Origin of the sequence: Moraxella catarrhalis (genome assembly GCF_001656295.1) — a bacterium.
Classification (GTDB): Bacteria; Pseudomonadota; Gammaproteobacteria; order Pseudomonadales; family Moraxellaceae; genus Moraxella; species Moraxella veridica.
In genome coordinates this window covers 16760-31353 of the sequence record NZ_LXHE01000012.1, presented here as the reverse complement: position 1 = coordinate 31353, position 14594 = coordinate 16760, and the positions used below count along the sequence as shown (strand labels likewise).

Genomic DNA, 14594 nt, shown 5'->3' with positions numbered 1-14594 from the left:
GCGTTAGTCATAAAATATGACTGTTTAAAAACAACACAAAGACAACGCTTATTTATCCTAATTCTTATTTTCTTCTAATTGACTGATTGAGGCATCATCAAGCTTCACATCCGCTTTACTGACTGGGGTGGTTTCAATCACTTGCTCTGGTACAAATCGCACTTGCAATTTAATTGGCGAGCGTTTGGGATAACGCTCGGTTGTTATGGTTTGAATGTTTTGCTCCATCTGCGAAATATCCTGATGGCTCGGTGCAATCAGCCCTTGCAACAATACTCGAATCATATAGCTATCAGCAGAAGCTTTATTATTTTGACCTTTTTCCACCACACCAAAATCACTACTGACAACATAGCTAGGCTGGTATTGGATTTGTTGCTGAACAACCTCAATAACTGCCTTTTCATAGCTTTTTTGACGAATGCGTTGCTGAAAATCAAGCGTCAAATACACACTTAGCCCAATCAATAAAATCAAAGTGACTATATTGCGGCGAATGAATAACCAGTTTTGTTGCCATCGTGAATCTTTGACTGTTTCATCTTCGCTTTCATCAATATCCAGTCGGCGAAACCCCACCGCCCAAAGCACTAAAGCATTGGTAAACTGAATCGCCAAAATATTGGTCAAAGTTAGTATCAATGCCCCTAATGCCAATTGATAATGTCCTGTGGCAAGCAATATCCCGCTGGCAGTCAACGGAGGGACAAGTGCTGTTGCGACTGCCACGCCAACCACGGCAACCGATAAATTACGAGAAATCAACGCATACGCCCCTGCCACGCCACCTGCCAATGCCACAAAAACATCCATCGTATTCGGGGCAGTTCGGGCAATAATCTCTTGGCTTGCAGCTTGATCGGGATATAAAAAGCCAAGCAGTACACCAATGGCATAAATCAACGCACCGCCAGACAATAAGGTTAACAGTGATTTTTTAAGTAAAGCCAAGCGAGCATCAATAATCGCCAAAGCAATGCCGCTGATCGGGCCTATCAGCATCGCAATTAACATCGCACCAATCACCACCGCAGGTGAATTTGCTAATAGCCCAAACCCTGCAATCACAGCCGATAAACCATTCATCAAATAAAAATGGCGTGTCGGTAATGCTCCAGATTCAATATCAATCCGAATTTGGCGATAGTCGATGGCTGTTTCGCTGTTTTTCTTGGCAAGATATTGTTTAAATGCTTCGTATTGTTGCTCTTGCTGTTCTTGTTGTTCTTTGAGCTGTTTTTCTACTGCCTCATGAATATCATTATCCAAACTTTCTGCAATCTTAGCCACAGATGCATCAGCTGACTGTGCTAAAGCGTGAGCAACATGAGATTTAGTATCATCGGTTTTGGCAGGATGTGACGGGTTTTGAGCCAACTTGTGAGCTTTGCTTTGATTTGGGCTTGAGGTATGGGCAAAATCATTGGGCGTGCTGCTCTTTTTGGTGATTGGCTTTATTTTTGAGTGTGTCTGATTGGCATCATCACCTTTGGGCAGATTATCATCAGTATGATCATCTTGCTTGGCATCATCATTTGCATTCTTGCTTAGCTGTTTATTGACTGCCTTTGAGACGCTTTCGATGGTTTCTTCACTAAATCCTTGCTCAACCAAATTTTCAATATCTTCTTCGGTAAGCGTAATACCATCATCGCCGTCCTTGGTTTCATTATTGGACTGTTTTTGTTGCTCTTGTACCTGCTTTTTTGCCAGAAGCTGGGCGTACATGGCAGGCTGAGTTAGCAGATGATTGGTGAGTTTTTCAATCGGTGGCTGATAAAAAATCAATAACGACAAATCAATGTTGACATGCGGTGATACAATGGGCTTTGGTGTTGTCATGATAAAAAATCTGATTTTAAAGATATGCTAAGATAAGTTGGTATAAGTCATGAGTATTACTTACTATTATAAACCATTATAATCAAGCATGGCTAAAAATTCGGTGAAACAATCACCCCAAACCATCAATCGCATCAGCGGCAGATAACACCAGTAGCGTTTTATGATTAAAATATGCTACAATCTGCCTTATTTGTGAATGCCATTTTATCTATTAACTCACGAGTACACCATGCACCAAATTAACCCTGAACTGCTGACCAAATCCAAACAGTGGCGGCATGATATTCAATTTTCTCAAGAGGTGCTGGGCAAACCCTTTAACTTTACCAGTACTTGGGGGATTTTTAGCCCTGAAAAATTAGATGATGGCAGCTTGATGTTATTAGATTATATTGATTTTCAAACACAAGATAACTCCATTGACCTTGGCTGTGGCTATGGCGTACTTGGCATGACGGCGGCGCGTGAATGCCCAAAGGGTCATCATTTATTGATTGATAAAGATTTTGTCGCCATAGAATACGCCAAACTTAATTGTAAAAATAATGGGCTTAGTAATGCTGAGGTGATGCTTTCTAATGGTTTTTATCATGTGGATAAATCTCGCCAATTTAGCTTAGTCATGAGTAATTTGCCCGCCAAAGCCAGCAAAGAACAGCACTATTTATACTTACTTGATGCTTACAATGCCATGACAAGTGGCGGTAGATTTTATGTTGTAACCATCAATGGATTGCGTGATTTTATGAAGCGTTCTTTTACCGAGGTTTTTGGCAATGCCGATAAAATCAAGCAAGGCAAAACCTATACTGTGACCATGGCGGTCAAGGAATAATCAAAGGGATATTATGACCACCGTCAGCGCTCAAGATTGGCAAGATAGGCTATCAACGACACGCTATAGTGTCATCAATGGCGAGATTCTCCCAAAAACCACTGGCGACATGGACAGCATTCGCAGCAGCTTTCATGTGGATTATGACAGGGTGGTGTTTAGTCGTGCGTTTCGTAGGCTTGGGCGCAAAACGCAAGTCCATCCTTTTGCCATCTCAGACCACACGCACAATCGGCTGACCCACAGCGTTGAGGTGGCAAGCGTCGGACGCAGCATTGGTAATATGGTGGGCGCCGCCCTACAGTCCGCCAATTTATTACCTCATGGCTACAGCCCAAGCAACATCGGCACAGTCGTGCAGGTGGCTTGTCTTGCCCACGATTTGGGCAATCCTCCTTTTGGTCATACTGGCGAGGCGGTGCTCAGAGAGTGGTTTAATGACCCAAAGCACCGTATTTATTTGGACGCACTGGATGACGATAAGCAGCGCTGCGATATTTGTACTTATGAAGGTAACGCCCACAGCTTGCGCACCGTGCTGCGTCTTGAGATGCACCAAAATCAAGGCGGTATGCGCCTGACTGCTGCTAGCGTCGGTGCCTTGCTCAAATATCCTTGGGAGAGTAGTAATCCTCGCTCTGATGGCGGCAAATTTAATTTTTATCAAAGTGAGATGCCATTGGTTCGCCAAATTGCCACCAAGCTTGGTCTACCCAAGCTTGGTGAGGATCATTGGGCACGCCATCCGCTGTCATATCTCATGGAGGCAGCTGATGACATTTGCTATGCACTGCTTGATCTTGAAGATGCGGTGGAGATGGGGCTGATTGATATCGAAGATTTTTATAAAACCGTGCAAAACATCGACGGCATCGATAAGCTTAAAAACATCCCCAATCCTGAACAGCGCTGCGGTGCCATGCGCGGTGTGACGATTGGTAAAGCCATCGAAAGCGTCAGCCATGCCTTTATGCAGCATCATGATGCACTGATGATGGGCAAGTTCACGGATAAAGATTTGTTGGCGGTTAGCGACGACGCCATCAAAAAAACCCTGCAAGATGCCAAGCAGCTTGCCGCCAATAAAATCTTTCGTCATGACAGTAAAATTGCCACTGAAATCGCCGCCTTTGGTTGCTTAAGCTCCATTTTGGATTTATTAATTCCTGCGGTCTATGCACATCATCAAAATCAAAAAACCCAAACCAAGTATGCCTTAGCGCTGAGTCTCATCGGCTTTGACACTCAAAACAAGCGCTCGCTTTATGAGGACTATATGATGGTGCTTGATTTTATTTGTGGACTCACCGACAATACCGCCGCGCGACTTGCCAAAGATATCTCAGGGGTGAGCATGGGGCACGATCATGGCTTGAATTTTTAATCCATTTAATCAGATGAATTAAGCTTGTGTATCAGCTTGTTTGTGCATGTCATTTAGGTCAGATTTTAAAAAGGGTACGCATTCATACCATTTATCGCAGTCTTTGCCACATTCACGGCGTATATAAAAATCCTCAACCATGCGTGCTTGCTGCTCAATACCATATCTTAAAAATGCCTTTCCTTGTATCCACCGATATCGATAGCGGCGGCTCAAAATCGCACGCCAAAACACCCCAATGCCTTGTTGTACCTGCCACACATGTACCAGCTCATGAATAAGCCAAGCACGCTTCATCAAGTGTTGAGCTGAAAAATCCTCACAAAAATCTTTAGGATGAAAATACACATGACCATTAGGTGAGACGGCATAGCCTTGGATAACCCACCATGCGGTCTTTAGACGAATATCATCTAATTTAAGTGCATCGCCAAATACGCTGATCGCCATTTGCCGCTCACCGAAACTTAGAGGGCGAGATTTGGCAGAATAACAATATGGGCAGCTCATCTTCATAAATGACCATCAAAATGGGATTGATTTTGTGCTAAAATAGCATAAAACCAATCCAAATCCAACAAACCCAGCCCAATAAAGATACTTTTATGAAACCTCTTGCCGAACGCATGCGTCCAACCACGCTTGATGCTGTCATTGGTCAAACCCACTTACTTGGTGAGGGAGCACCGATTTTTAATATCGTACGCCAAGGGTTTTTGCCATCTTTGATTTTGCATGGATCAGCAGGGATTGGTAAAACGACGCTTGCCATGCTACTGGCTGATGCTGTTGGTCGTCCGTTTCGCCCCTTATCAGCAGTCAGCAGCGGCGTCAAAGAGCTCAGAGAGGTGCTTAGATCTGACGACGGGCTATTTCATGAGCCACCTGTCGTCTTTGTCGATGAGATTCATCGATTTAATAAAGCTCAGCAAGATGCTTTGTTACAAGCAGTTGAGACAGGTGAGATTACTTTGATTGGTGCAACTACCGAAAACCCTTCTTTTAGCGTCAATAATGCTCTACTGTCACGCTGTCAGGTATATAAACTTAAACCTTTAAATGATGATGAGATTTACGCACTCATTGTGCGTGCAATACGACAAGACACCTTACTAAAAACCAAAGATATTCAAATTAATGATTTAGCAGCACTCATTGACCTATCCCAAGGCGATGGCAGGCGTGCACTAAATTTACTTGAACTTGTGGCAGCAGCACCTGAGCCAATTATCATCGATAATGCTTCTGTTGCTGCTGTGGCAGGTCAGCCCTTGGTACGCTATGATAAATCAGGTGATGGGCATTATGACCTTATCTCTGCTATGATCAAATCCGTGCGTGGCTCGGATGCAGATGCAGCGGTGTACTGGATGGCTCGGATTTTGGCGGCAGGCGAGGATCCTGCATTTGTCGCAAGGCGGCTTGTCATCTTGGCAAGTGAAGACATCGGACTTGCCAATCCCAATGCACTGCTACTGGCAGATGCTGGACTACGCTCAGTTCAGTCCATTGGCATGCCTGAGGCACGCATTATTTTAGGGCAGGTGATTATTTATTTGGCAAATAGTCCTAAGTCAAATTCAAGCTACAACGCCATCAATCGTGCCTTAAAGCTTGCCGAAACCGATCAATCGCCCGTACCACTACATTTACGCAACGGTATCACCAAGCTTATGCAAACTGAAGGCTATGGCGTAGGCTATATCTATCCGCACGATTATCCCAATCACTATCACCCACAGCAGTACCTACCTGATGCACTGATAGGTACACGGTTTTATGAATTTGCTGATAACCAAAAAGAGCAAGCCAATTTTGCTTTTATCAATTGGCTAAAAACCTAAAAACCAAATGCCATCCACGCTATCTGAAATGCTTAATACCTTTATAAAATTAAATCCGCCCCCATGTTGATGGCAAATATGCTAAGATAACCCAAATCCCAACAAGAGAATATTATGGCTTTAAATACTATTCCTGAAATCATCGAAGACATCAAAGCAGGAAAAATGGTCATCTTAATGGATGACGAAGACCGTGAAAACGAAGGCGATCTTATCATGGCGGCAAATCATATCACGCCTGAGGCGATCAACTTTATGATCACACACGCACGAGGTTTGGTGTGCCTAACCTTAACCGAAGCACGCTGTCAGCAGCTTGATTTGCCTTTGATGAGTGATAAAAATGGTGCAAAATTCAGTACCAATTTCACCCTATCCATCGAAGCTGCCGAAGGGGTGACGACAGGTATCTCGGCATCTGATCGTGCGCGTACTGTCCAAGCTGCCATCGCAGCTAACGCCAAACCAACCGACATCGTCCAACCAGGTCATATTTTCCCTATTATGGCAAAAAAAGGCGGTGTGTTACATCGTGCAGGTCATACCGAAGCAGGCTGTGATTTGGCACGCCTAGCAGGACTTGAGCCTGCCTCGGTGATTGTTGAAATCATCAAACCTGATGGCGAGATGGCACGCCGTGATGATTTGGAAGCGTTTGCCAAAGAGCATGGGCTAAAAATTGGTACCATCGCTGATTTGATTCAATATCGTATGGCAACCGAACAAACCGTCAGCGAAGTTGAGCATTTTCCCATCCAAACCGAGCATGGGGATTTTACCGCATATCGTTTCAGTGAGTTTGGCTCAGACGATGTTCATTTGGCATTTGTTAAAGGTAAGCCTACTGGCGGCGTCAGCACAGTGCGCGTACATAGCTTTTCGCCCATGAAAGACTTATTTGGGATTCATACCAGTGGCAGCCGCTGGAATATCCAAAATGCACTGGCAAAAATCGCCACGGCTGATCATGGTGTGCTGGTGTGGATTGGTCATGATGATGCGCTCAATCTTGGTGATGGGTTTGAGGCACTAAAGGATAAACAGTCGGCAACTTCGACAAATCGCCGTGCACCTTATCAGACCATTGGCGTTGGTGCGCAGATTCTCAAACACTTAGGCGTTAAGGACATGCGTTTATTATCAAGCCCTATCAAATTCAATGCCCTATCAGGTTTTGATTTGAATGTGGTCGAAACGGTAGATAAATAACCTGTCTTTATCAAACAGCCCTAAGATACAGGGCTGTTTTTTGATAAGCTTGAGTAAGAATACTCACACACGCTATACTTCATTTACAGGATTATAAACCATTTTGCTGGCAGTAATCGCTATAATGGTTGTCAGAGTAATTATTATAATTAAGGAAATGGCAATGTTTTCAATGATTTGGGTATTAATTGTAGGTTTTGTTGTGGGGTTATTGGCGCGAGCAATTAAGCCTGGTGCCGATGGCATGGGCTGGATACTGACCATGATTTTAGGCGTTGCCGGTGCTTATGTGGGTGCATTTATCGCCGACTTTGTGGGTGTGAACGCCCAATCAGGGTTTAGTTATTTGATCTTTTCTGTGATCGGCGCGATGATTTTATTATTTATTTATGAAATTTTGGTCGGAAAACGCCGTTTAAAATAACCCTGGATGTTCAGCGAAAAAGCACCTTATGGGTGCTTTTTCATTTTAGGCTGAGCCTCATGACTTACTTATCTATCTTAAGATATCGCCTGTTAACAGATCCTTAATACAGCTTGGCTGATCAAAGCCCAAACCATCGGTATCTAAGTAAGCGATTTGATCCCCAAAATATTCCATCGCTTGTGCCAAATTTTGGGCGGGCGCTTGCCCAGAAGGATTACAGCTGGTTGATACCAAAAAGCCATAAGGGTTAGCAGGTGAGATCAAGGCTTGGCATAAATCCTTTAATAAAGGATGTGTGGTGATGCGCACCGCCAGAGTGTCATATGCACCGATCAGCGCTGAAGGTAATGCCGACGGTTTAATAGGCACAAGCCATGTCAAGGCGCGGGAATGCTGCTGCGTAAACTCATCCGAGAATGTTTGCATATAATCAATTAAAGAGGTTTCATGTGAAACATCAATTAACGATTTTAAGCGTTCGGCTACATCTGTCAGTACAATCAAACCCTTACCAATATCACGATGTTTAAGATTGATGACTTGATGAATGGCGTCAGCATTGAGTGCATCACAGCCAAGCCCCCAAACGCTTTCGCTAGGATATGCCAGCACACCGCCTGCCTGCAAATAACTGGCAGCCAAATCCAGCTCATCAGCCATAAAAATTGGTTTAGACCCTGCCATAGCGTCCCCCTACCTGCTTGATCAAGCCTAATATCTCAAGCTCCATCAGTTCTGCCAATAGACTGCCAGTCTCTTTTTGGCTGCTAATAACAAGCTGATCCAAATCACAAGGCTCATTCATCAAAGCGTACAAATCCGCCAAATGCTCTGGCACACCAGTACTATGACTTGCAGATTGTAAGTGATGAGTGGCTGTCTTAGAGTTTAGACTTGCCAAGGTATTTGTATCAGGTGCGTGAGATGGATGAGTATTAAACTTACTTGACTCTTCACTAAATATTGACATACCTTGGCTAAAGCTTTTTGGTAAAGCATTAAAAAACTCTTGATCCTGCTGACTTAGATCTTCCAAAATTTGATCAGGATGGTATATCAGTGTCGCCCCTTCACGAATCAGATGCAGGCAACCTTCAGCATTAGGATTGTGAATGTGGCTTGGTATGGCAAAAACCTGTTTGCCTTGTTCTGCTGAGAGACGAGCCGTAATCAAAGAGCCACTTTGAAGCGCCGCTTCCGTAACGACCGTGGCAAGTGACAGCCCTGCCACCAAACGATTGCGACGAGGAAAAGTATGCTTACTGGCTGGTGTGGCAGGCAAAAGCTCGCTGACCAAGCAGCCACCATCTTCGATGATCTGGGCAAAAAGCGCATTATGATTGCGCGGATAGCACACATCGATGCCCGTTCCCATAACGCCAACAGTACGCCCAGATAAAACAGGTAATTGAGAAAGAGCACCCAGATGTGCTTGTTTATCCACGCCCTGCGCCAGACCACTGGTGACGGTATATCCTGACTGAACAAGGTATTGTGCCAAATCAAAGGTGATTTTTTGCGCAGTCTCAGTCGGCGATCGACTGCCCACGATGGCAATCTGACGGTCTTTAAGGCGTATCAAATTACCACGATAAAATAGTACTGGCGGTGGGTCATAAATACTTTTTAGTGTTTCTGGATAATCTTCATCACTGACATATACAATGCCATACATCTTAGGTTCTACATCATGGTGAACCTTATCAAGAAAAGCCAAAACATCGTTGACATCCTGCCAACGCTTAATATGCGCCGCATGGATGCCAAGCGATTTCCAAACAGACTGATTTTGGCTTAATGCAGATGCTGCATCGCCACAATGATTGACAAGCTTATAATATGAAATCAATGAAGTATTGGTCACATACCAAAGTGCAAGCATTGATTGCTCAGGTGTTAGCGATAAATAGCTCATTAATCAGCACGCAGTAACATATTGCTCAATCAATGCTGCTACCGCTTGAGTATCATTAGGCACCACAGTGACATATTGGGGCTTATCTTCTAAGCCTTGGGTATGCTCAGGTCGTGGTAAAGTCATCTCACCTACTGCCTCTACGATGGTTTCTTGGAATTTGGCTGGTAATGCTGTTTCGGCAACCAAAATCATCTCATCTGATTTTTGTAGCTCAATTGCAACTTTTACACCATCAGCAGTGTGTGGATCGATCAATCGCTGCGTATCATCATAAACTTTTTTGATGGTTGCCAAGCGGTCTTGGTGCGTGGATTTACCAGCTATAAATCCAAATTTTTCATTCACCAGTTTTAAATTATCCGACAAATCAAAACCCTTACCACTTTTGACATCTCCAAACAGCTTAGCGACTTGTACGCTGTCCTTATCAAGCAATAAAAACACAAAGCGTTCAAAGTTTGAAGCCTTTGAAATATCCATTGATGGGCTAGAAGTCACATAAGTTTCGACCGAAGTGCGTGGTGTATATTTGCCCGTATTAAAAAACTCATTTAAAACATCATTTTCATTCGTTGCCACGATCAATCGATCAATCGGTAAGCCCATCTGGCGTGCGATGTGACCAGCACAAATATTGCCAAAATTCCCAGAAGGCACACAAAAACTGATTTTTTGGGCGTTATCGGTGGTTGCACCAAAATAACCTTTAAAATAGTATACAATTTGTGCCAAAATACGACCCCAATTGATTGAATTGACCGTACCTAAGCTATATTTTGCCTTAAATTCTGCATCTTCTTGGAGCGCTTTGACGATATCTTGACAATCATCAAACATTCCCTCTACGGCGATATTATGAATATTGGCATCATCCAAGCTATACATCTGTGCCCGCTGAAAAGCACTCATTTTACCTTCAGGCGACATCATAAAAACCTCGATATTATCTTTACCACGCAGTGCATATTCAGCCGCACTGCCCGTATCGCCAGATGTCGCACCAATGACGGTTAGACGCTCGTTTTTTTGTTTTAGTACATATTCAAACGCATTACCCAAAAACTGCATGGCAATGTCTTTAAAAGCAAGCGTTGGACCATTTGACAGCTCAAGCAATGCCAGCCGATCATAAAGACGAGTCACAGGCGTAATATCTTCACTGCCAAAAGCTGCTTTTGTATAAGTTTTATTGATGATATTTTTTAAATCATCTGCAGGAATATCTGTCACAAACAGCGACATAATCTCAAATGCAAGCTCGCTATAGCTAAGCTTTCGCCATTTTTGTAAAGTTGCCTCATCAATGCTTGGATAAGTTTCTGGCAGCATCAGACCGCCATCAGGCGCAAGCCCCATCAAAAGCACATCACTAAACTGCATCGGCTGAGTCTTGCCACGGGTACTGATATATTGCATAAAAACTCCAATTGTCTTAATATCTTAACTATGAATTGAGCTAATTTTAGCATAAATTTTCAGCAATTGGCGAACTATCAATCGGTCGATGGCTTCATCCAACTTTACCCACCAATCACGCTTATCTATTACCGCTAAATTTACATGCTATCAATATCGCCATAGTTTAATTTGATTGGTCTAAGAGTTATCTTGGTCAGTTGCTGGGTTATTTTAAGATACATGGCGTAATTTTAGCACCCAAAGTCCGCTCAATCATCAAAATTCTTATAACCACATTCACCAAATACATCAAAATTACCATTGATTAAATGGCTGTCATTTTGCTGTTTTTGTCAGCAAAGCATAATAAAAGCCATCGCCACCCTTGGTATCTAAAGGTAAGCATTGATAACCTACCTGCTGCTTGATTTGATGTGGTAAGCTTAAATCAAAAGGCATGGCGTTTGCATCATCATTAGCGTTCAAAAAATCAATGATTTGTCGCTCATTTTCAGCCTTCAAGATAGAGCAAGTCACATACAAAAGCACGCCGCCAACTTTTAACTGTGACCATAGATTGTTCAGTATGGTTCTTTGTAAATTAACGGTAGTTGCAATATCCTGTTCTTGTCTAAGCAGTCCAATATCTGGATGGCGACGCAAAACACCTGTGGCAGTACAAGGCGCATCAAGCAAAATCACATCAAAGCATTGATCCGATCGCCAAGAGGTACCATCAGCATAAACCACAGAAATATCTTTTGTATCAAGCTTAAGGCGACTGATGTTTTCGTGCATTCTTTTTAATCGAGCACTCTCACTATCAACGGCGGTCAAATGTTTCATGTGAAACATCTCAAGCAAATGCGTGGTTTTACCGCCTGGAGCACAACACATATCTAAGACCGATTGCTGACTGTCTTGCACTTGCAGAATAGGTGCTAGTAAAAACCCTGCCAACTGTGCATGTGCGTCTTGGACGGACACCCATCCTTCATCAAAATAAGGCAATTCACTAATTCGTACACCACCATCTAGCCTGATGGCTTGTGCCTGATTATATCCAAGCGATACCACACTGTGCTGTATATGATGCTCATCTAAAATCTGGCAATAAGATGCGTTGTCTGAAAACTTCGTATTAACTCTCAAAAAAATCGGTGCGGCAAATCTAAGTGTACTGCCCAGCTCATCATAATACTCACCCCAATCTTGTTTGAGCTGCTTAGCCAGCCAATTTGGTAAGCTGTGGTTTTTATTGACTTTCTTGGTAAATTTCGCTTTTGATTTTTGAGTTTTTCGAAGAATTGCATTCACAAGCCCTGTGCCATATTCTTTACCAAGCTGTTTTAAGGCCTCCACCGTGTCATTAATCGCAGCATATTCTGGTATATTCATATAGATAAGTTGATACAAGCCGATATTAATAGCAGCCTGCACCCCTTGATCTGTCACAGGATTTTCAATCAAGCTCTCAGAAATTCGAGATAATGCCCACCACTGCCGCAAAGTACCCAACAGCAATTCATGCACAAACCCTCGGTTGTCCATCTCCGTTGATTCTAGCAAAGGATCAAGTAGCTCTGACAGCGATTTACCGTTTAAAATTTCTTCAATAACTAATATCACTTTTGCACGAGATGAAAGCTTATGATTGTGTAGTTTTTTTATATTATTTGTCATTAGAATTCATCTCAAAATAGTCGCCATCACAGATTTTATTGCTTTGGCAAATCTGTTCAGCAGTCAGTGGCTTACCACCTGGCCATTGCATACTTATAATGTTAATCAGGTGTTGAACACCCTTGGCATTAGCGCCACAGGCAACCAAAATGGCATTTTTGCCCACACTGACGATTTGGCCAGCTGGCACCGATGTGGTTTGATCAGATTTAATGGGCGGCGCCGCTAACACCTTGATACGCTCCGACTTATGATAAGTATAAGCATTGAGCGCACGGATTTGACGCTGGATTGTCAAAGCATCTTGATTCCAATTGATCAATCCGTCTTGGCTGTGAATTTTCTCGGCATAATTTGCCAAGCTGTCGTCTTGAATTTCCGCCAATGACTGAAAATGAGATAGATTTTGTAATACCGTGGTTATCGCATCAGCACCAATGATTGCCAGCTTATCATGAAGTGTCTGAGCAGTATCAGTATCCAAAATAGGGCACGCGACCTTATAAAGCATGTCGCCTGTATCCAGACCTTTTGCCATTTGCATAATCGTAATGCCAGTTTCTAGATCGCCTGCCATGATAGCACGCTGAATGGGCGCTGCGCCGCGCCATCTGGGCAGTAGCGATCCATGAATATTCAAGCAGCCAAATTTTGGTATCTTCAAAACTCCCAAAGGTAAAATCAGCCCATAGGCTGCGACAATCATCACATCAGGCTGATAATTAGCCAAAGTTTCACGTGAAACAGCGCCACTAATCCCATCTTCAGGCTGATACTTTAGGCTAAAGCTCACCGGCTGCTCAACTGGTATATCATAGGCCTGCGCCACTTGCTTAACCGCTGAAGCGGTCAATTTTTGACCCCGTCCAGACTTACGATCCGGCTGCGTATAAACTGCGACGATTTGTATATTTAAGACATCTTGTAGATCAATGAGACGCCTTAGGCTGACCGCAGCAAATTCAGGCGTCCCTGCAAATATGACACGCAGTTTTGGTTGAGTAAGATGATCCATAAAATTCCTTTGTTTATATTTATTAATTAATTTAATTTTATTATTTATAACTAATATTTTAATATTAAATAATTATAATATTAGTTATATTAAATAATATAAATTTTTTTAATAAATAAAAATTTAATAATTAAAGATAAAATCCCGCCTTATTCAGCAGCTCTTCGGAAATGCTACCGGCAGATTTTTGTGCTTGGTTAGAGGTCAGCAATAATCTTTCAAGATACCGAGAAATCAAATCCACCTCAATATTCACAAGTCCACCCACCGACCAATGCCGATCAATGTTAGTACGTTCGGCTGTATGCGGGATGATATTAAGGCACACGATGTTTTGTTCGGGCTTGATGGCATTGGTTGTCAAGCTAATCCCATCAACAGTGATCGATCCTTTATCGGCGGTGTAGCGCATGAGATCACTTGGAATTTCAATTTCTATATAAATCGAACGGGCGTCTTTTGAGATGTGGCGAATCACGCCCACACCATCTACATGCCCTGCCACAATATGCCCGCCAAAACGTGTGGTTGGCAGCATGGCTTTTTCAAGATTAATCGTATCGCCAGTGCGCCAATTTTTTAAAGCCGTTTTGCTCAGCGTTTCGCGCGATACGTCCACCGCATAGGTCTTATCACCAATATCCACCACCGTCAGACAGATGCCATTTGATGCGATCGAATCACCAAGATTAACATCGCTAAAATCCATCTCTGGCGCATGGATCACGAGCTGAATATCACCACCAATTTGGTTGATGGATTTGAGCCTGCCTGTGGTTTCAATAATTCCTGTAAACATAATAATTTCTCATAAAATTGTGGAAAACTTTTTTATGATGACAGTGATAAAAATTACAAGTACAATCACGCCTTTAAGTTTTCCACAGGCTAATATTTGTCCTCTAAGTAAATATTAATACTTATAAAAATCAAAGAGTTAATTATAATTTGGATCAGATTAAATGGTTAATAATCATATTTATCCACAAGCCTAAAAATCAGTTTTCTTTATACTTAATCATAAAACACTCATTAA

13 protein-coding genes are annotated in these 14594 nt (G+C 42.8%); 5 read left to right on the top strand and 8 right to left on the bottom strand.

The features are described from left to right. Nucleotides 1-57 precede the first annotated feature (57 nt). Nucleotides 58-1842: a DUF389 domain-containing protein gene (locus tag AO382_RS05320; RefSeq protein ID WP_064618772.1), complete on the bottom strand. Its 1785-nt coding sequence runs from the start codon at nucleotides 1840-1842 to the stop codon at nucleotides 58-60. Between the two features lie 232 nt (nucleotides 1843-2074). Here AO382_RS05320 and AO382_RS05315 point away from each other — a divergent pair, with 232 nt between their 5' ends. After that, entirely contained in the window at nucleotides 2075-2680 is a 606-nt protein-coding gene (locus AO382_RS05315) for a class I SAM-dependent methyltransferase (RefSeq protein WP_064610202.1), read from the top strand. 13 nt (nucleotides 2681-2693) lie between these two features. Next, nucleotides 2694-4064 carry a deoxyguanosinetriphosphate triphosphohydrolase gene (locus AO382_RS05310; protein WP_064618770.1) on the top strand — a complete coding sequence of 457 codons (1371 nt, stop codon included), beginning with the start codon at nucleotides 2694-2696 and terminating at the stop codon, nucleotides 4062-4064. Between the two features lie 18 nt (nucleotides 4065-4082). Here AO382_RS05310 and AO382_RS05305 read toward each other — a convergent pair whose 3' ends face one another. Continuing rightward, nucleotides 4083-4574 carry a type IV secretion protein Rhs gene (locus tag AO382_RS05305; protein ID WP_227513636.1) on the bottom strand — a complete coding sequence of 164 codons (492 nt, stop codon included), beginning with the start codon at nucleotides 4572-4574 and terminating at the stop codon, nucleotides 4083-4085. A 95-nt stretch (nucleotides 4575-4669) separates the two neighbouring features. Here AO382_RS05305 and AO382_RS05300 point away from each other — a divergent pair, with 95 nt between their 5' ends. The 3 genes from AO382_RS05300 (at nucleotide 4670) to AO382_RS05290 (ending at nucleotide 7541) form a co-directional block, all read left to right on the top strand. Beyond that, on the top strand, nucleotides 4670-5908 hold the full coding sequence (locus tag AO382_RS05300) for a replication-associated recombination protein A (RefSeq protein ID WP_064618768.1): 1239 nt from the start codon (nucleotides 4670-4672) through the stop codon (nucleotides 5906-5908). Nucleotides 5909-6022: 114 nt separating this feature from the next. Next, nucleotides 6023-7117, top strand: coding sequence for a bifunctional 3,4-dihydroxy-2-butanone-4-phosphate synthase/GTP cyclohydrolase II (gene ribBA, locus AO382_RS05295; RefSeq protein ID WP_064618766.1), 1095 nt, complete (start codon nucleotides 6023-6025; stop codon nucleotides 7115-7117). A 163-nt stretch (nucleotides 7118-7280) separates the two neighbouring features. Beyond that, nucleotides 7281-7541, top strand: a complete 261-nt coding sequence (locus tag AO382_RS05290) for a GlsB/YeaQ/YmgE family stress response membrane protein (RefSeq protein WP_064618764.1) — start codon at nucleotides 7281-7283, stop codon at nucleotides 7539-7541. Between the two features lie 72 nt (nucleotides 7542-7613). On the opposite strand, the gene AO382_RS05285 is transcribed toward AO382_RS05290, so the two are convergent. The 6 genes from AO382_RS05285 to AO382_RS05260 all read right to left on the bottom strand — a co-directional run bounded on the left by AO382_RS05285 (nucleotide 7614) and on the right by AO382_RS05260 (nucleotide 14357). Beyond that, entirely contained in the window at nucleotides 7614-8228 is a 615-nt protein-coding gene (locus AO382_RS05285) for an L-threonylcarbamoyladenylate synthase (protein ID WP_064618762.1), read from the bottom strand. Beyond that, the gene (gene dprA / locus AO382_RS05280; RefSeq protein WP_064618760.1) at nucleotides 8215-9459 is read right to left on the bottom strand and encodes a DNA-processing protein DprA; all 1245 of its coding nucleotides are present in this window, start codon (nucleotides 9457-9459) and stop codon (nucleotides 8215-8217) included. Before dprA ends, AO382_RS05285 begins: the two co-directional genes overlap by 14 nt. Nucleotides 9460-9462: 3 nt before the next feature. After that, complete coding sequence (gene thrC / locus AO382_RS05275) at nucleotides 9463-10878, bottom strand: threonine synthase (protein WP_064618758.1); 1416 nt, start codon at nucleotides 10876-10878, stop codon at nucleotides 9463-9465. Between the two features lie 318 nt (nucleotides 10879-11196). Then, nucleotides 11197-12543 (bottom strand): 16S rRNA (cytosine(967)-C(5))-methyltransferase RsmB, encoded by a 1347-nt coding sequence (gene rsmB / locus AO382_RS05270; RefSeq protein ID WP_064618756.1) that lies wholly within the window; start codon nucleotides 12541-12543, stop codon nucleotides 11197-11199. After that, nucleotides 12533-13558, bottom strand: coding sequence for a methionyl-tRNA formyltransferase (fmt, locus tag AO382_RS05265; protein ID WP_064618755.1), 1026 nt, complete (start codon nucleotides 13556-13558; stop codon nucleotides 12533-12535). Before fmt ends, rsmB begins: the two co-directional genes overlap by 11 nt. A 130-nt stretch (nucleotides 13559-13688) precedes the next feature. After that, entirely contained in the window at nucleotides 13689-14357 is a 669-nt protein-coding gene (locus AO382_RS05260; RefSeq protein WP_064618752.1) for a riboflavin synthase, read from the bottom strand. Nucleotides 14358-14594 lie beyond the last annotated feature (237 nt).